The following is a 21,295-nucleotide window of genomic DNA, read 5'->3' as shown; positions in this document are numbered from 1 at the left end:
GCCGATTTCTTTCCCCAAAGACCCTCATCAACTTCAAATTCAAGACCCCTCCATGACCACTCCCAGCAACATTGAAGTCTTCGAGCAAACCCGTTCCGCTCTTATTTTTGAGTACGGCCCTGCCGACGATCAGAAGAAGAACAACACCAACAGCCTTGGCCTCGTGAGCGGCCTTGTGTGCCGCCTCATGGCCATGAGGATCATGCATTCGTGCAGCATCCATTTCGATGAAATGCTGGAAGTGAGGCGCGCCGAACCGGATGCCGCCTGGGACGATCTCCTCATGCTCGAAAGCCTCTGCGCCCGCAGGAAGGCGGCGGTGAGCCTTTACTGCCCGGAGAAGCCCAAAAGCAGCGTCGAGCTGATTGCCGTCGTGAAGCTTAAGGAAACCGCCCGCACCTTCTGCGTCATTGTGACCTCTAGACTGCCGAAGCTCATTGATCAGATCAAGCCCGCCTCGTCGCTCTGTCTCAACACCAACCAATATCGCTACGAGGCAAAGGGGGCCCAGGTCAAAGCCGTCAAAAAGAAAGACCCGGCATTCCATGAAAAATTCCTTCTTCTGACTTCGGCAATAGCGAGCGGCGCAAAAGCGTGGCAGGAAAAGAATGCCGTCGATTTCCGCTTCACGGCTCCTCAGGACAAAGAAGGCGCCCAAAGGGAGGAAGTGGATCCATTCCTCAAGCGAATGATCCTTCTCAACCCCGTCACCGACGACAAGCGCATTCTGAAAAAGCCGCTTCCTCAGACCACGCACGTCCGCGCATGCCTCACTGAGCTCGTCGACTGTGATTCGCATCACAGAAACGGTGCGTCCCTCTTCGGGCTCCCCGGAAAAGTCGCGGCAGAGAATGCGCTCGATCCCCATGCCCTCAGCTTTGAGGAGCTCCTTGAGCTCCTCTCCCGCCGGATCACAGGAACGTCCTGGTTCCGCCACGCCATTGCCCTCAAGAGCCACAAGGGACACGCCATCGCGATCAGGGAAAAAGCCTCGTATTCCGAACGCATCACCTCCTGGCTCACCGCACACGTGAACAAAAAGGAGCTTTTCCGAACCTATCCCCATGCCGCAAGACTCACGGGGACGACCAGCCTCGCGTGCCTCTTCGTTGCGCTCATCCCGGGCTGCACGTCGCTCACGGGCCTCAACGCGGTGGACTCCTTCTCCTGTCCCAAGGCTCCCGGCGTCTCCTGCTCGTCGCTCCATGAAACGTACGAAATGAATGCGGCCGGGCTTCTTCCGCACCAGCAGGCGGAAGAGACCCGGAACCTCTCCCTCCAAAACACGGAAGAGTCCGTGCCGGAAGATGCGCATCCGCCCGTCGAAAGGGTTGAAGTGCGCTCGCCCGTTGCGTCCGCAGCCGGCACCACCAATGTGGATTCGGTTGTAGAGAAAGCGGTTCCCCAAAAGGCGGCTGAAAACGCTCGCGCGCAGAAAGACGAACTCCAGCTCCGCCAGGCCGCCTCCCGCCCCGAGATCAAGGAAGCTTCGCACTTCTTCGCCGCGACGCCGAAGCGCCGGCCCGAGGAAATCATCCGCATCACGATTGCGCCCTGGACCGACAGCGAGGGCGACCTCCATGAAGGCCACCGCCTCTACATGCGCGTGAGGGAAGCCTCGTGGATGACGCCGCACCAGGAGAATGCCGGGCGGTCCGCCGTGGTGTCGCTCCCCTTTGCGGTTGAAGGGGCTACTCAAAGCAAATCCGCTCCTCCCCAAAATGAAGAAGCCGGCCGGACTTCGCCGGGTGCTTCGACCTCATCCGACGCGCTCCGTGCGCTTCGCGACACCTATGCCGAAGAACTCGCAAAAGTTCTCCCCTCGGGGAGCCTGCCCCGATGACGGACCGGAAATCTGGCTTTCACGGCATGAAGCGTCTGATGGCTTCCGCCCGCGAAGCGCTCTTCCCCGGAGCTTCCTCCGAGCCCCGGGGCGGAAGCGTTCGTCTCGCGGCGGACCTTCCGGCAACGCAGCTCGACGGCGACCGTGCGTCCCTCGATTCGCTTGGGGCCTATCTTCCCTATGACGAATTGATCGAAGCGCATTTCATGGCGCTCTCTGCCGCCGAACCCGGCCGTCCCGAAGGTCTCGGCTTCACGATTGAAGTGACTCCCCAGACGGGCGTCACGGAAGAAATGCAGAAGACGCTTTTGACGCTCGGGAGCCTCCCGCTCCCCATCGGATCCACGATCGCGATGACGGCCTATGCGTCGCCCGAAATCGAGGGGCTTCTCGAAGCCTGGACCCGCTCGCACGTGAAGGGGGTCGACGACCTCACGGAAGACTCCCGCGGAGTCGCGCTCGGGATGGTCAAAAACCGCACCGCGCTCTTTCGCCGGGCGGCGAGGGACCAGATTCTCCCCGCTGCGCCCGTCGAAGTCCGGCACTTCCGCGCCTGGCTTTCGGTCGTCATCAAAACGAATGACCCCTATTCGGAAGAGGCTTTGGAAACCGCCCGACGCACGGCGCGGGCCATGGAAGCGATTCTTTCACAGGCGCACCTCTGGGGCGGACTCTGGGGAGCGGCGGACTACGCCCTCACGCTTCGCGAGCTCTTGAACCCCCAGAAGGTCCGTGCGGGAACGCTGAAGCCGAAGTTCCTTTCGATCTTCGACGAGGCCCGCTGGCAGCTCATGGACCGCGACACCGAGGTTGAGGTCGAAAAGCACGGCGTCCTTTTTCATGGAGGCGTCGCAGGCGACCCGGCAGAGTCCAGAAAGCGCGGCGTCACGGCCATCGGCTTGTCGATCGAAAACTATGCGCCAAGGATGGACCTCGCCCGCATCTCTTTGCTCCTCGGAGAACCCACCCGCGCGGGCGCGCAGATTCCGTGTCCGTTTCTCCTCACTTCAATCCTCGAGGTCCCCGACATTGCGGCTGAAAAGGCGCGCGTGTCGGCCATGTGCGTGCGCACGCGCCAGATGATGACGACGCCGATTGCCGCACTCGTCACCCACTACCATGAAGCGCACCGCGAATTCACGATCGGCGAAAGAAGCTTTGAATCTGCGGGCGGCGTTGCGCGGGTGCTCCACCAGATGCTGCTGCTCGCCCCCAGAGGCCGCGAAGCCGACGCCATTCAGGCCGCGCAGGCGTTGGGACGGAAGGCCTCGATGGACCTGCAGACCAATACGGCCTTGCACGCCCAGGCGCTGATGGCAGTACTCCCCTGCTCCGCAGGACCGAGGCTCGCGTCCGACATGAAGAAGCTCCGGCGCTTCCCGAGACGCACGGCCGCCACTGCCATCTGCGGCATGCCCGTCATGACGGAATACCGGGGCACGGGCCCGCGACCGGGAGAACGCGAAAGAACGCCGCTTCTCATGCTCGCCGGCCGAAAAGGCCAGGTCTTCTTCGTCGACCCCTTCGCCAACGCCCACGGCTCCTATTCGGCCACTGTCGTCGGGAAGCCGGGTTCGGGCAAATCCGTCGTCATGAATGAACTCACGGCTTCGACCATCCTCTCGGGCGGCCGCGTCTGGATCATTGACGCGGGGTTTTCGTACAAGAAGCTCTGCGGGCTCCTCGGCGGCTCCTTCATTGAATTCAATGACGAAGCCCGATGGGATCTGAATCCCCTGAAGTTCCTGACAGACCAGTCGCGCCACGCAGCTCATGAAGCCGATGACCGGGAGCTCCTTGAAATGGTCGTGAAGATCCTCTCTGAACTCATGACGAGCCGGGGACTCGACGACTATGCGGAATCGATTCTTTCGGAATGCGTGCAGAAGACGGCCCGCACGGCAGTCGCAGAAGGACGAAATCCGCTTATCGACGATCTTCGCGAAATGCTCGCGGGCTACCGCCTTCAGGGGCGCGAAGAGCGCACGGCGCTTGAGATGGCGGCGATGCTCCAACCTTTCGCGAAGGACGGCCCTTTTGCCAAATGGTTTGACGGCTCTGGGGAATCCATTCAGTTTAACAAAGCCCTCACGGTTCTCGAACTTGACGGCCTCTCATCCCACAAGCGCCTTCGCTCCGCCGTCCTCATGACCCTCATGCTTTCGATCGAGCGCGCGATGCAGACGCGCCCCAGGTCGGAAACAAAACTCGTCTGCATCGATGAAGCGTGGGATCTGATGGGCGAAGGGGCTTCCGGGCGCTTCATTGAAACGGGCTACCGAAGAGCGCGAAAGTTGAACGGCTCCTTCGTTACCGCCACGCAGTCGATTGCGGACTTCTTTCTCTCTGAAACCGCCGAGGCCGCCTGGCGGTGCGCGGATACGCGGATCTTTCTCCGTCAGGACGCGGACAGCCTGGAGGCGCTCGAGCGCGACGGCCGGATGGCGCGGGACCCGTGGCTGAAGGACGCCATCACGTCGCTTACCACCGTGGCCGGAGCCTGGAGCGAGATGGTGGTGAAGGTGGGCGACGAACCCGCCGCGATCGGGCGGTTGCTCCTCGACGCCTATTCGCGCGTTGCCTATTCAACGCTGCCCCACGAAGTCGACCTCGTGAACCGCTGGCAGAAAGCAGGGCTTTCGCTCTCCGAAGCCATTGCCCGCACGGCTGCTTCTGAAGCACCGCCCGACTGACAAGACCCGGAAATCCTCTGGCGACATGCGTTTTTCTCCAATCCCCGGAATCGGATGGCTTCCGACCGGGGCAGAAGACGCGTTCTTCCTTGATTTGTCCTGATCTCACAAATTTTTATAAATAAATCAATGCCATCAAAGAAAACCACTCCTCCGATAGAACCCAGCTCCACTGCCGCCGGGTCTTCTGCCAACAAAAAGCCTGAGACTCCCGCTGCTCCTCCATCTGCTTCCGCTTCCGCAAAGAAGCGGATGGGGAAAGGCGTAAAAGCCGCAGCAAAGAAAGCCGCTTCCCAACCTTCGGACAAGGCTGAAACTCAAGCCGCACCGGAAACCTTAGAAGCAGCTCCCGAAGGAGCTTCCGCCTACCCTTTCCCTCCGCCTCCCGAAGCGCTCCCCTGGGAAGGCGTGGGCGAGGCTCTGCCCAAAAGAAAGGACCAGCTTGAAATCAACCGCCGCGAACGGGAAAAGCTCGCTGAACTCCTCGGTACCGGCGAAAGCCAATCCGCCTCAGGCTCCGCCGCCGCTCCGTTGCAGGAGGTGAAGAATGCGGACGCTGCTCCAGCACCTGAAGTTCCCGTGTTTTTAGGGAATTCGCAGAAAAAGAACAAACCGTCGACGGCAAAGACAGAAAAGCCCGCGACCGCTGAGAGCCGCGTCGTCAGTCCGGCAAAGAAGTCGCCTTCTGAATCGAATGCGTCAACGCCTTCGAAAGACTCCGGCACCCCAAAGAAGCCGAAGGCTCAGAAGCCGACGCAGAAGGCGGACGGCACACAGGCGAAGAAAGCAGCGAAGCCCAGGACAGGTGCAAAAAATGGGAAGCAGACTTCCGCAGTCACTGCTGTCCCTCAAGCTATGGCCTGCTTCAGGAAAGCTGAAACGCCTCCTCCCGAGCCCGCGCCCGCTGCCGCTTCCGGAAATGAATCACTAAAAGACGCCCCTATCCAAAACGCTCCGGATGCCGCGCAAAAGCCCGTTTCGCCTGAACCGACCCGCCTCTCAAGCGGTCGATCAGGCGTCTTCGGCGCGTCGCTCGGCCGGGGGCTTCAGGAACTTTCGAACGAGCTCCCGGAAGAACCTTCCGATAAAGCTTCTGGAACAAGCGCCCCTACTTTCGTTGACGCCCCCGGCGAAGATGAAGCTAAGCCCGCTGGCCCTGACGCTGCCCCGGACGCCCCGCACTTTATTGCGCTCGAAGGCAGGCGAAAGAATCTCGATTCCATTGAGAAGCCCCATGAACCCATGCGGGAGCTTTTTCCTTCGGGCACGCATGAGCTCCTGAAGGAAATGGCGGATCCCGACTGGAAGGAGAAGTTCATCGCGGAATCGCTCTCGCTTCGGGATCAGCTCGAGGAAGAGGAAGAGTCGCTCGCCATCCGCAAGGCAGCGGCAGCCGTGCCGCTTGCCCGTGCGGAGGAACTCTCGCGGGCGCGCATCGAATGCGAAGCCGTCGAGGGCGAACGCCCGCGTCTTCTCCTTACCGATCATCCCGACATTCTTGCTGCGTTTCCGGACGATGCCGGGGACGCTTATCTCGCGCTTCTCCTGCGCGAAATCTCCCGGCTCGAAGCGAGGGCGCGGGAGATTGCCAGCGTCAATCCGGCTGATCCGCGGCTTCCCCGCATTCTGAAGGCATTCGAAGAGGTGCTCGAAGCCGCGCTTCCCGCCTTTCAGGAAAAGGTGCGAGGGATCGATGCACGCATGCAGGTTCTGAAGGAAGCCGGCGCTGCCGCTTTCCTTTGGGATATTCGGTCTTCTGAACCTTTCCGACCCGACGGCGAAGCCGAGAGCGGCCTTTCGAGGCTCATGGACGCGCTCGCCCGCATTTCCCGGGGCGAACTTCCCGCGAGCAACGCAAAAGAAGACCCTACGCCGACCTCGCTCTGGCTCGAAGCGCTTGGAAGTGTTGGAGAACCGCACTCTGAAAAAGCGCCTGGCGGCGACCTTCGTCCAATTCCCCGAGGAAGTCTCCAGCAGACCTCTATGGATTCTCCCGGTATTTCGACGGAATCCGCCCGATCGATGCCGCCTGCTCCGGCTCCGGATGGAAGTCGGGCGAATGCGCCGGGCCGATCGGTGAAGTCGTTTCTCTTTCGCCCTGCGTCCTATCTCGGCGCAATCGCGAGCGCCTGTCTCTGCGCGGCGATCATCCCGAAGCTCGTTTCTGTAGTTTTCCCGACTCCCGCTTTTGCAGTTGTCGACAACGACTTTGTTCGGGAGCGCGTGGCGCTCCTTCGAATTGCGCATACGCGCCCCGGCATGCCGGAGCGCGAGGACCTCAAAGCACTCGACGGCGACCGGATTGATGAAGCGATCCGCGCCGTCTCGGAAGCGAAAGGCCTCCCGGTTCTCAACGCCAGGGGCGTTCTTTCGGGTGCAGTCTCTTCCGGAAACACCCGCGACCTCACGGATGACGTTTTCGAGCGCCTCGGGATTCGTCCCGAGGAGCTTCGCGTGCTCGATGCGGCTCTCAAGGAAGGCTGGGCCGCGGACCTTTCCAACCTCGCCGAATCCGGATCTGCTGCGCCGTCTCTTCTGATGCAGAAGGCCCGCGAGGCGGAAGCCAATCCGCCCTCGCCCCATTCCGACCATGACTTCATGGACCGCGTGAAGCGGACGCTCAAATTCTTTGGGGCCGCCTCCACTGAAGCCAGCAAGGTAGAAGCGCCGTGAGAAAGCCTTTCGGCGAAAGCCTGAAGCCCGTTGAACCCCGGGGGCAGCTCTACGCGGAAGCGGCCCGCGCGCATGCGGCCGACCGCACAGGACCCGCAATGGAAGGCGAAAAGGCGCTTCTCGCTCTCTTTCTTCAGGGGGCGTCGGTCATAAAGGACGACGTCACCGTGGAAGGAATGCTCGAAGTTCTCTTTGCGCGTGCGCTTCTTTCGTCTGCATCCGGATCTTCGGGAAAGACGGGGTTGAGGGAAACGCTCGACCTTGTCCGCTCGATGGACGCGAAGCAGGTTGAAAAAGTGCTCGTTGACTCTGCGGCAATGGCGCGCCTTCTTCGGCGCGAGCGCTTGTCCACGGCCAAAACGCTGAGAAAAGCCCTTCGAGAGGGCGACGACGCCTTTCTTTCCGGGAAAAGAATCCGGGAGCTTGAAATGAAAGCCGACCTTCCGCCCGTAGTGGGCGAAGTGCTCGAACGGAAATCCGCTGCTCCCTGGGATGCCCTTCACGACGGACACCTCGGGTCCCGCCGCTCCGCCTGGGCGCTCGGGATCGTTCGCTATGCCCGCGCGGTTGCGCCCGAACGCGGCCGGCGCATTACTGCCGCGTTGTCGACTCTCGGCGAATCCATGGGCGAACGGGGCTCGGATCTCTCCCGGATTGCGTCCCTCTGGACGGCTCGACGCCCGCTCGTCGTGCTTCCTGAAATCAATGCCTACACCATCAAGCTCGTTCACGACCTCTGGCTCGCGGACCCGGCGATTGCGGCCGTGAATACCGGCACGCCCGTCAAGGGGCATCCCTTCGCGACCCTTCAAATTCCCTTCGTCGAGGACCAGAAAGGTTATCTCAAGGCCTTTCTTTCGCTCTCGGAACTCCCCGCGCTCGTTGAACCCCGGCTCGGGGGCTTTACCGTCACTGCGGCGACGGGACTCATGCGGCTGACGCGGCTTCCTAAGAAGAACCGGTTCGGAAAAGGCTTTGCCATTCCGGCCTGGATGCGCACGTTTGCGGAAATCGGGCTTTTAAACCGCCACGACAATGCCCTCACCCTCGGAACCCGGCTCTCGCCCGCGGTGCGGCTCAAATTCTTTTCGCTCTACCGCGAACTCATCCGCGTCCCGATCGAAGGCGAGCGCTTCGTCGACGGCCCCGAGGCGGAAGCGATCCGCTCGGCCCGCGCGCAGCTCCTTGACGCCCGCGAAGAACTCCTTCTTCTCATCGCCCGCGAGGAAGAGAAGGCGCTGAGCGAAATCGAAGCGCGCGAGCGAAGAAGAACGGAACGAATTCGAAAGGCCAATCGAACGGATGAGGAGAAGACGAGCATGGAGGCAGAAGCATGATTTTCGGCAATTCTGCGTTCTTCTTTCGCGCACACTCCTTCACGCTCGCGGCCGCTTTCGGCGTCATGGCTTGGTCTGCGCCCGCCGAGGCGCTCGTCTGCAGCGGCCGGATCCCCAACCCCATTACCGATGTCTGCTGGTCCTGCATGGAGCCCATCACCATTGCGGGAAGCGCCTCGATTTCGGTGAAGGGAAAGCTTCCCGATGCGAGAACCGATGCGGCTCCCGTCTGTTCCTGCGGGAGCGGCGTCAATTTGTCGGTCGGCATCAACATCTCTTTCTGGGAGCCCCTGCGCACCGCAGAGGTCGTCCGGCATTCGTGGTGCTTCCCGAGTTTGGGCGGCTTGAAGCTTGATCCCGGCGGCATCCGGTCGTCCGACCACGGCCGAACGCCGCAGGGCTTCGGCAAAAATCGCCGCACCGCCTTCTGGCAGACCCACTGGTATCAGACGCCGTGGCTTTTTGTCCTCGAAGCCCTTTTGGACAACGCCTGCCTTGAGGAAGCGCCCTGGGACCTCGCCTACCTGTCGGAATTGGATCCCCTCTGGGACGACTCGATGAGTTCATTTCTGCTCTCTCCCGACAGCGCGCTCTTTACCGCCGGAGCGGCCTTCGGGGCGTGCGCCGTCGACTGTGCACTGGCAAGCGCCGGGCTTTCCGAAAAAACGCTCTACTGGTGCTCGGGCTGCCAGGGAGCCGTTTTTCCGCTCTCCGGGTGGATGGCCGCCCAGACGAGTCCGCTCCAGGCCTGGCACCTGATGGCGCACCGCTTTGCGATGAAGCTTTCAAGAGAAGGCTTGCTCTGGTCCGCGCACGGGAAGAAAGGCCAGTGCGGACCGTATCTGCAGCCCATTTTCGACAAGTCCGTCTGGCGAACGCAGCTCCTTTATCCGTCGCGCACGACGGACAAGTCCTCGGGCGGCTGCTGCCAGCCCCTGGGACGGAGCACTTCAATCTGGGGAAGCGGCAAGACCTTTCCCTACACGGGCGAAGACGGCGCAGTGCTCCTCTGGCGAAAGCGCGACTGCTGCCTTTCGGCCGGGATGGCCGATGCGGTTGCGAAGTCGGCTGAGTTTATGTCGAACGCTGCGGAGGGCATTGCCGCCCGTCGAAGCGCCTTTGCAGCGGCTCCCGCCCGCATGGACGAATCCGCGAGGTGACTTCCGCTTCCTGCATTTGAGTCATCCGGCTTCACTGCTTGTTCCCCAAACCTCTTCTTTCTGAACCCTATTTTTCCTTCCCTTTCATGACGAAACGTCTTCTTCCATCCCTCTCATTTCTTCTCCTGCCGCTCATGGCGGAGACCGCTCTAGCGATGCCGGGCGCGCCGATGCTCCCGCTCGCTCACTTTGCACCCGGCTGCGGCGACCTGAGCGCGGGCCGCGCGGTGATCCTCCATCCTGCGGAAGGTCCCGTCTACGAGAACGACCTTCCCGACTGGGCCGAAGTGCTCCAGATAACGGTCATGCACTACGAGTCCTCGGGCGAATTCGAGCGCCGCCGGCAAAAGACGGTTTCCGACATGGAAGCCGCTCTGGAATCGCCCCGCGGTGCGGTGAAGCTTCCGCGGGCCGTCCGGAAAGATCGCCGTGTGATTCCGTTTCCGGAGGAGCTCAAACGCTTTGATCTCCGCATGTCCCAGGGCGACGACCTTCAGAAGAAGGTTTTTCTGCTGATCGACGGCGACGACGAGGCTCAGCGCCGCTGGGCGAAGACGGTGCTTGACGAGGAAGCCCGCCGGAAGGGCATCGCTGCCGCTCAGGTGGTTCTCATTTCAGGCAAAAGAAGTCTCGTTCTGAAGGAACTCGGAAATCACGCCGCACTCGTGCGCGTGCTCCTCGACCAGGGCGGTCAGATGCGCCGGATGCTCGGGGTATCGGCGCTCCCCGTTCGCGCCGCCTTCTCGCTCGAAGGCTGGAAAGTGGAAACGGAAGCCCTGGAGGAACACGCATGAAGCGCGCTTCTCTTTCAGGTCTTCTGCTGCCAAGCTTTCTCCTCTTCTCTTCGGTCGCCTCAGCCGCAGAAATTGCGGCCTTATCAGAGCTCGCGTCAAAGAATGACAGAGAGGTAGAAGCCCTCCCCTTCCATTCCCCGGAAACGCCTGCGGTAGAGGGATTCCCCGGTCTTTCGGAAGGAATTTCAGGGGATGATGGAGATTCAGCGCTCACCCCCGAACCCGGCTCGATCGTGATCCTTGCGGCTTCGTCCATCCCGGAGGCGAGCCTGCGGGCGATCGCGAGGGATGCCGCACGCCTCGGGATTCCGCTGGCGCTCTCAGGCCTCCCCGTGAAGGCGAGACGAGCGGAAGCGATTGCGGCCGCAGAGAAGCGCGGCGACGCCAAAGGCGCGTCGCCCTTCGTCATCGACCGGGAGAAGACCCTCGCGCTCTCGCGCCTCTTGAATGACTGCGGCGCAAGCGCCGCGGCTGCGCCCGGCGTCTGGCATGCCGTGAGGGACCGCCTTGATGCCGAACCGGTCGTGCCGGCGCTCGTTCTCTTCGGCACGGATTCGATCGAAATTTTCCCCGGCGACATGCGGCCGCTCAAAGCGCTCTTTTTGGCATCCCAACGCGCGCATTCGCCCGAAATCCGGTCGCTTGCAAAGGAACGCCTCAAGCTCCGCGGCGTTTTCGAAGAAGCAAGGAGCCTCTTCTCATGAAGTTTCCTTCCCTGAAGCTTTCCCCTTCACTCAGCCTTTCACTCGGCCTTGCGTTCGCCCTTGGCCTCCCCGTGAGCTTTTCAACGGCGTCGGCTGCCGAAGTTGCCGGATCTGCGGATCCGGCAGAAGCCGTCCGCGCCGCGCGCTCGACTGCGCTTCCCGCCTGGAAAGATCTCGCTAAAAAAGAATCCGAAGTCCTCACAGGCTTCGGCGGCGGCGACCGGTCTCTGGTTTCCCGCGAGGAATCCTACTGGCAGTCGGGGAAAGGCGACCTTTACGGGCCCTCCGTCAACCGCACCGTCCGTTGCCGTTCGGCCTCGGACCCTGAATGCCTCGCCGTCCAGGTGCTCGACCAGGGGTTCACGGACCGCCCGGCCGTCCCGGATTCGATGCTCGCCGGTCGCGACGAAATCATCAACAGCCTCGGGAACCCGCCCTCCGGCAGCAATCCGGGCACCTGTCAGGACTTTTCGATCTCAATTCCGGCAATCCGTCAGGAAATGACCTGCTCTGCTGGCGCGCCCTTCATCGATCAAACGTGCCTCACGGGCTGGGAAGCGTCCGGAGCTTCGAACGAGACGCGCTGGGCGTGCTTCATTGCGCCCGAAATGGAGAGAACCTTCACATGCCGCGTGCCCGCGGGCTTTTCCACAACGACGGAAACGCACTACACGTGTCTTTTTGATGGTTCGGCGCTCGCGCCCGAGCGCGAGGAGCGGATCCTCACGAGCGCGACCGCGTCTGCGCTTTTCCCGGCTTCCTGCCGCGCGCCACAGATGTCGGTGACGACCGTCACGTGTTCGGAAACGCTCTCCGTTTCGGGGGCACCGTCCTGTCAGACGGGATCGTCCGCTTCCGTTTCGGCCGAGGGCGATGCGGCGCTCAAATCGGACGGGTGCTCGGGGTTCGACACATTGACCCTCTCCCACACCTGCCGGCCGGAAACAAGCGATGCAGCGCGCCAGGCCGTCGTTTCAATCAACGGCGCAGCCAATCGCCTCACGCTCCGCGGAACCGGCAAAGGCCAGATCACGAAAGGTGCCTGCAAGGCGTCCATCAATATCGAATCCCACACGTGTTCGGGCGCATCCGGGACCTCCTGCACCGTAAAGGCCAGGGCCCTCATCTACAACGGTTCCTCCTACATGGGAAAAATCAACGCGGTTCTCGCCTATGAGGGCTGGAGCTCCGGAGGCGGCCTCGTCGAGGAGTGGACGGACGGCTGCAAGGGAATAACGGGGGCAGCTCAGGAGGCTTCAAATGACTGACCGTCTGATGAGTTTGACGACTGCCCGGGAAAGGGAAGCCTCGACGAAGCGGCCGCGGTTTGCTTCGGGCCTCCTTGGGATTGCTCTCTGCGTCTCTCTTCTCTTGAATGGTGAAGAGGCAGAAGCGCGCACCTGCATCGAGCTCTCGAAAACCTGCGCCGATTCAGCCGACCGCGTTGTCAACGGTCAGACCATTTCCCGCGAATGCTGGAAGTGGGAGAAGACCCTTTCCTGCGTCGACGAGTCGCCCGCAAAAAATCAATGCGATACTGGTGTTATCCCCTCGACCTGCAGCGTGACGGGGGAAAAGTGTGCGGCCTCGGACGCGACCCATGGTTGTCTTGAGACCCTCTCAGACCTCCTCTGCACCGAAAAAACCTCGGGTCCCGGAATTACCGCAGAAGACCCCAGGATCTCCATTGCATGGAGCACGATCGAAAAACCGGGACTTCCGCTCGAGGACGGCTGCATTGTTTCTGCTCGCACGTGCCTTGATTCAACCCCAAGGGAGATCCCCGTCGACAATCTCCCCGGAGAAACCGCGACGGCTGCGCCCACCTGCTGGGAAGAAGTCCTCACGATTTCCTGCCCCTCGCACTCGGAAGCCGAATCCTGCGAAAAACTCGAAGCGGCGGGCTGCACGCTTGAAACCGAGAAGACCTGCGACAGAAGGGACAATGAGGGGCATTGCCTCTCCTGGAGCGCCGCTTACGTCTGCAGGGGTGTGACGGTGGAAGGGGACGACATCCTTGAAGGCGACAGCACCGAAACCCCGGACGGCGGGATCGTCGAGGATGAGTCTGAGTGCAGGGAAGAGCTTCAATCAGAAGCACTCGCGGGACTCTCCTGCGAAGCCGTCAAGCGCACCTGCACGAAGCCGGGCCGCACGGAGGTGATTGACGGCGTTGAGGTGACTTTGCCGTGCTCGGAGTGGCTCGCGGAATTCGTCTGCCGGGCCGAAGGCGAAAACGGCTGCGAGGTGCTCGAATCCCTCGCCCAGTCGGGCGTCTGCCAAATCGAGTCGGACCCCGTCTGCGAGTCCGAGTCTCCTGACGGGAGCTGCCGGCGCTGGAAGTCCGTCTACCGGTGCGGGAAGGCCGAAGGTCCGGGGAATTCTGAGGATGCCGGGGGCGCAGAGCCTCTTCCCCCTGTTGAGGAGTCGGACGTGAGTCCCTTTGACGCCTGCGGGGACTTGAGAAATGACAACGCGTGCGTGGAGACCGCCAAAACCTGCGTCGAAGGGCCGGGGATCAAGATGGTCAACGGCGAACCCGTCTACCGCGACTGCTGGAAGTGGTCTTTGAGCTTCACCTGCCGCATGGCGGGCGAAGGCGAATGCACGGAGCTCGAAAAGAACCCGTCCTGCCGGCTGATTTCGGAAGCCTGTCCGGATGGAAGTCCTGACTGCCCGCGGCCCACTCGCGTTTATGAGTGCGTGACGGAGGGATCCTCTTCGGCTGCAGGCACCGTGTGTTCGGGAGAAGCCTGCATTGCGGGCGTCTGCGCGCCAACGGACGACAAGCCCGACGAAGACTTCGCCAGTACGCTCGTCGAAATGGAAATTGCCCGCGAAGCCGGGATTTACGGCGACGTTTCGGGGAACCGTTTCTTTTCGGGCATTGCGCTCGGCTGCCGCGACCGGAAGGCCGCCAAATCCTGCTGCCGCACGGAGCCCGAGGTCGGAGCGTCGAACAGCGCCTTTTCGCTTTATCTCTCTTTCGGTGCGGGTGCCGGCATGGAGGCCATCAAATTCGTGGGCTCGCCCTACGTCTACGACGTCCTCTCCTATTCGGACGCCACCTCGGGGCTCCTCACGAAGCTTTACGGGAGCGCCCCCAACGGCGTCTACGAACCCTCCTTTTCCTTCTGGGGTGCAACAGCTTCCTGGACGCAGGCCGGGGGCTGGAGCTTCAGTTTTTCCCCTTCGGGCTTTGCGCTTGCCGCCGCCATGCACTTTTATCAGGGGTACGCCTCCTGCCGGGCAGAGGACCAGCGGGTCGCGATGATGAAGGGCGCGAGGCTCTGCAAGTACCTGGGCACCGTCTGCACGAACACCACGCCGGGGCTCGGCTGCACCGAAACCGAGGAGCGCTACGTCTGCTTCAATTCGCGGCTCGCGAGGATTCTCAACGAAGAAGGCCGAAGCCAGCTCGGCCGCGGCTGGGGCACGCCCCTTGAGCCCGACCTCAGGGGCTTTACCGCTGAGGAGCTCGGAAGCCTTGACTTTTCAAAAATGGACCTTTCGGAATTCGTGGCCGATGTTGTGAGGGAAGCCATGAAGTCGGGGAATGCCGTTTCGGATGCATCGCTTGCCCGTGCAGAGGAGCGCGTCGCCGACATGCTTTCCGGAAAGCTCGCCCACTATTCGGCGATGCCGGAGTCGACCGGCGTCTCCCGAACCGGCATCGGGCGGAATTTGCGGCTTCGAGCCGGGGCTGCCGGTGATTCCCTCCGTGCCGTCCGCTCCTTCATGACCGTTCCCGAATGGAGAACGGACGCGCGAGCACGGACGCTCCGCTCGCCTCGAGTCTTTTTCCCGGAGGATTCCATCCAATGAACGGCATTCTGAAATTTGTTTCTGCCTCTCCCCGGACGAAGGCGGTTCTTCCCGGCCTCCTGCTTCTCTCCGTCCTCGCGCTTTCTACGGAATCGGTTGCTGCCCGTCCGGACTGGTGGTGGACGGAAGATGTCTGGACCGCGCCAGACCGCCCATTTCTCTACTACGGAAGAGAGAGCAAAAATCGTGCTGATGCGGAATCGAAAAAAGAGATTGATCCGAAGGCCTCTCCCGAGGATCCGGAACGATTGCCGAAGGATCCCGACGACTTCTCGCGCTTCTCGACCATGGAAGAGGTTCGGAAGGAATATTCGCTCCGGCTCGACCGGGCGGTGATGACGCCGACACCGGAAAACGTTGCCGCGCTTCAGGCGATCTCGGTTTACATCTTCGGCAAATCGCAGACCTTTGCCGAAGCCTTCGAGCGTTCGCGCCTCGCAAACCCCCGCTACGACTGGACGGCCTCGCACCCGAGCGCGAACTTTGCCGTGGTGGAACTCGCCGCTTCCGAAGACCGCCGGATGGAGGCCTTCATGAATGAATTGGCGCGCGAATCGGGCCTCATCTTCGTCGGAGGCCCGAGTGCCGAAACGAATGCGCTTGCGCTCGGGCCCGTCGCCGCCTTTGCACGCGCCCATGGGTTTGAAGTGCTCGCGGTTTCCACCTCCGCTCCGATCCCTGAGCGCGACGGCATCGTCGTGCGGCCTGACAACGGAATCGCTCGGCAGATCGGGGACGCGTCGCCCGGGCCCTTCCTCGCGCTTCTGCCGAAGCCAGAGAGCCGGTCGCCGCTCATGAAGACCCTCGCCCCCCGGGGGAAGCCGCTTCTCTTCTCAAGCGGCATTGCGAGCGTGACGGAACTCCGCCGGCGGCTTCTCATCATGCTCGCGCCGCCCCCGTTAGGAGAGGCCGACGCGCGGTCGCTCCTTCGGAGAGCTCAAGGCGCTGGGGCTCAAAAGCCCTGATGAATGCGCGCCCGCGGAAAACTTTCCTCTGCTTTTTCCCTTTTTTCTTTTTCCTCAAGTACCCAATCCAAGTCATGCACTTTCAATACCAGACGGGAAAGCGTTTTCTCCCGACGCTTCTCTCCCGATCGATTTCAATTGCCGTTCTTCTTCCCATAGCGCTCCTGCTTCACGCACCTGCAGCGAAAGCGGGTTTCCTCGAAGACTTCTACAACGAGGCCGGATCGCAGACCGCCATGACCCCGGCCGGGATCTATGAATCCCAGAGCCTTTCGCTAGCGACGGGCGGGTCCTTCGTCATGAAGACCCCGAGAAAGGACTTCACGCCCTTTACGCTCGATGCCCCGCACCTGAAGGCCGGCTGCGGCGGGATCGACCTCTTTCTCGGAGCCTTCTCGGTCCCGTCGAGGGAAGAGTTCGTGAGCTTTCTGAGGTCGATCGGCACTGCCATGCCGGGCCTCGCCTTTCAGCTTGCGCTCCAGGGGCTCTCTCCCGATTTGAACGAACAGGTCACCGCCTTTCGAGACATGATCATGGAGCTTTCCGGCAATTTCTCCGACTCCTGCAGGGCGGCCGAATGGATTGTGAATGAAGGGGCGTCGGCGGCCGGGTGGCTTCGCACTCAGCAGCATCTCGCGCAGAACAATCTCCGCACGACGGGCGCGGCGTCCGACGCCTCAGACGCCGACCGCCTCACCCGCACGAACGGCTCCAAAGTTCTCGAAAACGTCCCGGAAAGAAAGGACAGCTCCGGCGCGATCGTTGAAGCGAGCGAACTCAACCTCACCTGGGCGCTCCTCAGGGGCGGAAAGTTGGGCGAAAAGCTCGATCAGGAGTCGCTCGAAACGATGATGACGCTTTTAGGCACGTCGCTCTACGTCAAAACCGGTTCGGGCGAGAACGCCACCATCCGCACGACCGATATTTCCGGCCGCGACATTCTCTGGGATTTGTTCGGGTCGATCGACCGGGAGACGCTCCCCAACGCGAAGCGCCTCGTCTGCGACGAATCTCAGAAGTGCCTCAATCCCGCAGAATCCACAGCCTCCCCCGTCAATCTCGTGCGCGAAATTCATTCGGCGGCAGAGAAGTACCGAAAGAGCCTTGTCTCGCGAAACCGCGCGGAGGTGACTGAAAAGGAGCTCACGCTCCTTGCCAACATCTCCTCCCTTCCGCTTCTCTCCCTCATTGAGGCGTCGGCCTCCTCCCGCATCCCCGCGGCCGGTGCGTCGCTCCTCAAGCTTTATTCGGAAGCCGCCGCTTATGAAGGGCTCACGACGGCGCTCCGGGGTCTCGCCGAAGACGTGCGGCGGCTCGTAGCCGGCTCCTCCGCGCGAAGCGCCAACACCCGCATGGCCGAACACGCGAAGAAGCTCGAAAGCCGGCTCGCCCTCATTCTCGAAGAGCTTCGCGGGCATGAAGCGCGGCTTTATGAGGCCATGTCGCGGGCGCAGAGCTACAGCGCACAGGCCGCGCACATCGAACGCTCGGTCTACGGCCGAAGCGCCATTGAGGCGGCATCCCGCATGCCGCGCCGGCACTAACGGGAGAAAAGAAGAATGAACATCGACTTCTACGCCAACTGGAACGGCCCCCAGGTGGCGGCGCTCTTCAAGGCCGTCGTAGGGATGACGGAGTCTTCGGGCTACACGGTCTTTCTCCTCACGATGACGACCCTCGGGCTTCTCGGCGTCACGATTGCGGCGGTCCTTCGCTGGAAGCCCTTCGAGATGCTCTCCTGGTTCATGTCGGTCGTCCTCTTTTATTCGATCGCGTTCGTCCCGAAGATCACGGTGACGGTCGAGGATGCGCGCGCGATGACGGCGGAAGTCGTGACGGGCGTTCCGATCGGTCTCGGCCTCACGGCGGCGCTCTCGTCCAAAATCGGCCGCTTTGCAGCGAACCTCTTTGAAACGGCGCTGGGAGACGTCGACGCCGCGAAATTCACGAAATTCGGCGCAGTGTTCCCCGAGCGCGCCGCCGCGGCGCTTGCCCAGGCCGGTCCCGTCACGGCCGAAACCCGCGCGGTGCTCGATCCCTTTTTGAACCGCTGCGTGATGCCGGAAATCCTCGAGAGCCCCGCGAAGCTCACCGAACTCATGACGACGGGAAACCTCGCCGCCACCGTCACCGCCCGCGGGTGGACGAATCCCGCGCGCGTCCTCATGATTGACGGCTCCCCCGTCTATTGCGATGCGGCGGCAGAGAAGCTCCTAACGCTTCTCAAAACCCGGGAGGTGCCCGCGCAGGAGAAGCTCCTCATGGCAAAGCTTTCCGGAGGCAATACGGAGTCGGCGGTGCTTGAGGCGGCGCTGAAGAAAGCCATCCCCGAGGCCGAAGCCAAAATGCTCGGAATCTCGCGAACGCTTTCCGAGAGCCTTGCGCACGCCGTGCTCCTCACGGAAATCCCGGGAGCCGCGGAACGTGAGGCAGGAAACTTTTCAATGCCCCTCGCAGGAGCCGTGGCGCTCGCGAAGGCGCAGGGGAGTCTTGCGTCAGAGATTTCCTTCCGGACCATGGGGGAGCTCGCCGCGGCGTTTCTCCCCAAGCTCAGGAACCTCCTCGAATTCATTCTGATTGCGGCATTCCCCATCGTTCTCGGGATGCTCGTCGCCTTCGGCGCGGAAGGAACGCGCGTTGCGCGCATGTATCTGACGCTCTTTCTCTGGCTCGCCCTCTGGGCACCGATTGCGTCCGTGATCAACTATCTCCTCATTCACCTCGACGCCAACCCCATGAACCGGATTGCTGAAATCTACGGCGGCCTCACGCTTGAAGCCGCGGACTTCATCCGCGACCAGGGCGCGACCTCTCAGGCGATGGCGGGGTACCTGATGCTCCTCGTTCCCCTCATTTCCTACCTCCTCGCGCGGGCCTCCGACATGGGCGCGGCGAGTCTTGCGAGTTCAATGATTGTTAACGGTCAGCGTAAACGAGACTGTTTAGCCAACGACTTTGAGACGTGATACGCCAAGGATTTGAGACCATATACCGTATCTGACCGGGACGATATACCAACATCCTGTTGGCCTGGATACCTCCGCTACCACGAGACCCATTACCACTGAGACCCGATACCTCCGTAAAGAGAGATGGATTACCACAGGGATTGAGACTGCAAACCGCTCTGAATGAGACGGCATACCACTCTTGGTCAGCTTTACCTCTGCACTGAGACTACTTGCCCCAGCGGCAGAACTGCATACAAATGAATGGGACCCGATGCCATGACGAAATGAGATGAGATACCACAGCAATAAGACAGGATACCTCTGCATGAGACTACTGAATATGCTGAATATCGACAATGGTATTTCCTCTTAACATAATGTATTCCTTGGATATTAAGTCGAAATCCCTTCGGCTTAATTACCAAGGAGACTGCTATGTCGAAACAAGCAAGAAAGTCTCGGGGCCCTTCTGTTGTTGAGTCCGAAATCCCTCGGCTGACACCTCAGGAAATTTTTGAAGGCTACGAAAGGCATCTCTATAGCGTTGAGGATGCCAAGACATTGATGCAGATGCCTCGCAGCACGTTTATGCGGCATCTCAAGAACTGGCGAGAGACAGGTCGGCTGCCCTCACATACCGGTCAAGGGAATCGTGTTCCGGCCAATAAGCTCGATCCGCAGATCAGAGCGAGGATCATCGAGTTTGCAACAGGCAAATATGAGGGCTTCCAGGCAACCCTCCTGCATAAGTATTTGCTCATTGAGGGTATTGAGGTCTCCGTTGAAACGGTACGACGAATCCTGACAACACTTCGTCCGGAAGAAACTCCAAAGGAGCGCAGGTCGACCGCGCATAAGCTGCGCCGCCGCAGATCGAGCGTTGGGGAACTGATTCAAATTGACGGCAGTCCGCATCCATGGTTCGAGGGAACCGGAGACGATAACAGCTACGCGCTTCTCATCTTTGTCGATGACGCAACAAGCCGCATCATGGTCGCCGGCTTCTATCCAACAGAAACATCTGAAGGATATCTTCAGTTGCTGAATAAGTACATTGAAAAATATGGGATTCCATGGGCTCTGTACAGCGACAGACATTCCATCTTTGCCCCAGTAAATCCCTCGAAGAGCGGAAAATCCGAGGAAACACAATTTCAAAGAGTCTGTCGGGAGTTGGGGGTAACGGGGATACGGGCTAATTCGCCAGAAGCCAAAGGGCGGGTCGAGCGAACATTCAGCACGCTGCAGGGACGATGGCCAAAAGAGTTCCGTGTGCTGGGCATCAGAAATATGGCGGAAGCAAATTCACGAATGCCGGAATTGCTGGCGAGCTATAACCAAGAATTCGCAATTGCTCCCGCTGACTCTAAGGATAGCCACGCGCCGCTGCTGGAGGAAACGAAAGAACGCATTGAGCAGATCTTTGCCAGATGGCATACACGTATGATCAGCAGGAACCTGACGGTGTCCTACGGCAGCAAGACACTGCAGATTGTCGGGGTGGGCCGCTCCATGAGGGGAGCAATGATGAAGACTGAGTGCAATCTGCTGGAGTATGCCGATGGGCGGGTGGAAATCCTCTGGTGCGACGAGGTTGAACATCGCAAGCGGATCACCAAAGAGGGGCCGAGAATCCGAAAACGCTACCACGTGCTCGAATTCACGGAACACGACAGAACGAAATTGAAAATGTCAGTCGCAACACCGGAAGAAACGGCCAAGACACTGAATCACCGCGTTGATGAAGTGGGGCGTCAAAAGAAAGGAGACTCAGAAACGACGCAAAAGAGCCCCTGGCACGAAATGCAAAGGAGATCGGCTCTGAAAGCGATGGCGAAACGGGAGGAACTGAACCGAAAGATCGAAGAAGCGAAAGCAATCAATGCTCGTATTGCAGCAGCCAAGGAAAAGTTGAAGCCCAAGAGATAACTCAACGGTTGAAGCACCGTTGAGATGGTGGGTCGTTAAGGCGAATGCACCGCGCGCTGCGCTTGGATGCATCCGCCTTAACTAAATGATATCTCAGGGATTTCTGTCAAGCGACTTTCGCGGCATAAAGCTTCGCGCGTCTGAAGGCCGCGCTCGTTTATTCCACGTTCGCTTGACAGAGCTTGCCTCAGTGCCCGTAGGCTAAATGCCGGTACCGCCGCCAGGTGCCGAAGTGGAGCGCTCGGCCAGCACAATGCCCGCAAACCAATCCGCGAGCTCGCGCGTTACCAGAAAAGCCGCTGTGTAGCTTTTCGCCTCCTTGAAAAGATCAGCGCTGTTGTGAAACTCTTGCCGATTGCTGGTGTCACCCAGAGGGGCAGAAAAAGTCTCATTATCGCTGTGGGTTAGCAGTCTCATTTTT

Annotated in this window: 14 protein-coding genes; 13 read left to right on the top strand and 1 reads right to left on the bottom strand. The window is 60.9% G+C overall.

The annotated features are described in order from the left end of the window. Positions 1-52: 52 nt before the first annotated feature. The 13 genes from FG381_RS00910 (at position 53) to FG381_RS00850 (ending at position 20,874) form a co-directional block, all read left to right on the top strand. A complete protein-coding gene (locus FG381_RS00910; protein ID WP_165697778.1) occupies positions 53-1,843 on the top strand; it encodes a TraV family lipoprotein in 1,791 nt (596 codons plus the stop codon). Beyond that, positions 1,840-4,536, top strand: a complete 2,697-nt coding sequence (locus tag FG381_RS00905) for a TraC family protein (RefSeq protein WP_139687098.1) — start codon at positions 1,840-1,842, stop codon at positions 4,534-4,536. Before FG381_RS00910 ends, FG381_RS00905 begins: the two co-directional genes overlap by 4 nt. A 129-nt stretch (positions 4,537-4,665) precedes the next feature. Continuing rightward, complete coding sequence (locus FG381_RS00900) at positions 4,666-7,209, top strand: hypothetical protein (protein ID WP_165697777.1); 2,544 nt, start codon at positions 4,666-4,668, stop codon at positions 7,207-7,209. Further along, positions 7,206-8,546 carry a hypothetical protein gene (locus tag FG381_RS00895; RefSeq protein WP_139687096.1) on the top strand — a complete coding sequence of 447 codons (1,341 nt, stop codon included), beginning with the start codon at positions 7,206-7,208 and terminating at the stop codon, positions 8,544-8,546. Before FG381_RS00900 ends, FG381_RS00895 begins: the two co-directional genes overlap by 4 nt. Beyond that, on the top strand, positions 8,543-9,706 hold the full coding sequence (locus FG381_RS00890; protein WP_226960311.1) for a TraU family protein: 1,164 nt from the start codon (positions 8,543-8,545) through the stop codon (positions 9,704-9,706). Before FG381_RS00895 ends, FG381_RS00890 begins: the two co-directional genes overlap by 4 nt. Positions 9,707-9,792: 86 nt before the next feature. Beyond that, positions 9,793-10,500 (top strand): hypothetical protein, encoded by a 708-nt coding sequence (locus FG381_RS00885; protein ID WP_139687095.1) that lies wholly within the window; start codon positions 9,793-9,795, stop codon positions 10,498-10,500. Beyond that, positions 10,497-11,204, top strand: a complete 708-nt coding sequence (locus tag FG381_RS00880; RefSeq protein WP_139687094.1) for a hypothetical protein — start codon at positions 10,497-10,499, stop codon at positions 11,202-11,204. Before FG381_RS00885 ends, FG381_RS00880 begins: the two co-directional genes overlap by 4 nt. Further along, the gene (locus FG381_RS00875) at positions 11,201-12,472 is read left to right on the top strand and encodes a hypothetical protein (protein WP_139687093.1); all 1,272 of its coding nucleotides are present in this window, start codon (positions 11,201-11,203) and stop codon (positions 12,470-12,472) included. The genes FG381_RS00880 and FG381_RS00875 overlap by 4 nt, the downstream gene beginning before the upstream one ends. Continuing rightward, positions 12,465-15,029 carry a conjugal transfer protein TraN gene (gene traN / locus FG381_RS00870; protein ID WP_139687092.1) on the top strand — a complete coding sequence of 855 codons (2,565 nt, stop codon included), beginning with the start codon at positions 12,465-12,467 and terminating at the stop codon, positions 15,027-15,029. Before FG381_RS00875 ends, traN begins: the two co-directional genes overlap by 8 nt. Beyond that, positions 15,026-15,994, top strand: coding sequence for a conjugal transfer protein TraF (gene traF / locus FG381_RS00865; RefSeq protein ID WP_165697776.1), 969 nt, complete (start codon positions 15,026-15,028; stop codon positions 15,992-15,994). The genes traN and traF overlap by 4 nt, the downstream gene beginning before the upstream one ends. Positions 15,995-16,068: 74 nt before the next feature. Continuing rightward, positions 16,069-17,538 carry a conjugal transfer protein TraH gene (locus FG381_RS00860; RefSeq protein WP_165697775.1) on the top strand — a complete coding sequence of 490 codons (1,470 nt, stop codon included), beginning with the start codon at positions 16,069-16,071 and terminating at the stop codon, positions 17,536-17,538. Between the two features lie 15 nt (positions 17,539-17,553). After that, the gene (locus FG381_RS00855) at positions 17,554-18,960 is read left to right on the top strand and encodes a conjugal transfer protein TraG N-terminal domain-containing protein (RefSeq protein WP_139687089.1); all 1,407 of its coding nucleotides are present in this window, start codon (positions 17,554-17,556) and stop codon (positions 18,958-18,960) included. 420 nt (positions 18,961-19,380) lie between these two features. Continuing rightward, positions 19,381-20,874 carry an ISNCY family transposase gene (locus FG381_RS00850; RefSeq protein WP_139687003.1) on the top strand — a complete coding sequence of 498 codons (1,494 nt, stop codon included), beginning with the start codon at positions 19,381-19,383 and terminating at the stop codon, positions 20,872-20,874. A gap of 201 nt (positions 20,875-21,075) precedes the next feature. On the opposite strand, the gene FG381_RS00845 is transcribed toward FG381_RS00850, so the two are convergent. Continuing rightward, positions 21,076-21,291 carry a hypothetical protein gene (locus tag FG381_RS00845; RefSeq protein WP_139687002.1) on the bottom strand — a complete coding sequence of 72 codons (216 nt, stop codon included), beginning with the start codon at positions 21,289-21,291 and terminating at the stop codon, positions 21,076-21,078. Between the last annotated feature and the right edge of the window lie 4 nt (positions 21,292-21,295).

Source organism: Sutterella faecalis (assembly GCF_006337085.1).
Taxonomy (GTDB): domain Bacteria; phylum Pseudomonadota; class Gammaproteobacteria; order Burkholderiales; family Burkholderiaceae_F; genus Sutterella; species Sutterella faecalis.
The sequence above is the reverse complement of the archived record's forward strand: the minus strand, read 5'-3'. Positions and strand labels throughout refer to the sequence as shown.